This window comes from Microbispora sp. CSR-4, assembly GCF_008033685.1.
Lineage (GTDB): Bacteria > Actinomycetota > Actinomycetes > Streptosporangiales > Streptosporangiaceae > Microbispora.
On the sequence record NZ_VJVX01000210.1, the window covers coordinates 1 to 826 of the forward strand.

Here is an 826-nt window from a genome sequence, read left to right on the forward strand (position 1 = left end):
ACGGTTTGGCGCAGTGTGTCGTAGAGCGGGCGGTCGCCGAGCACCGCCCATGCCTCGCGCGGGGCCGGCACGGGATCCAGCGGTGACCACTCCACCCGGTAGAGCCCGTCTTGTTTCGCCGACCCGGCGTACAACTGGTCGGCCGCCACGGGACGCACCTGCAGCCGGCCGATAGAGACGACCGGCGCGCCGGTGGGGTCGGCGGCCTCAAGTGACAGCGATCCGGAGTCGCCCAGCTTGACGCGTACCCGCAGGTCGGTGGCGCCGGTGGCGTGCAGGCGGACGCCGTTCCAGGCGAACGGCAGGTTGCTGTGGCCGCTCGGTGTGCCGTCCAGCCAGTGCAGCGCGGCCCCGTGCAGTGCCGCGTCCAGCAAAGCGGGGTGCACGCCGAAGTCCGCCACGCCGGCCCGTTCGCTTTCGGGTAGGGAGACCTCGGCGAACAGTTCGTCGCCGCGCCGCCAGGCGGCGCGCAGTCCCCGGAACACCGGACCGTAGTGCAGCCCCGCCTCGGTCAGGCGGTCGTACGCGGTGCCGAGGCCAATCCGCTCCGCGTCCGCCGGAGGCCATGCGGTGAGGTCGAAGCCGGGCTCGGCATCGTCCTTGGCCAGTAGAGCGGTGGCGTTGCGGGTCCAGTCTCCGGTGTCGCCGTCGGGCCGGGAGTAGATCTCCGCGGTGGACCGGTCGGAGCCGGTGACGATGATCTGCACCTGCACGCCGCCGTTCTCGGGCAGGACGAGTGGGGCGTGGAGGAGGAGTTCGTCGATGGTGGTGTGGCCGGTGTGGTCGGCGGCGTGGAGGGCGAGGTCGAGGTAGGCGGTGCCGGGGA

Annotated in this window: 1 protein-coding gene; it reads right to left on the minus strand. The window is 72.3% G+C overall.

Annotation, left to right across the window (positions count from 1 at the left end; translation table 11 throughout):
• Window positions 1–826: polyketide synthase dehydratase domain-containing protein (locus FLV34_RS39480; RefSeq protein ID WP_187280891.1), on the minus strand; the 826-nt coding region annotated here is incomplete at both ends.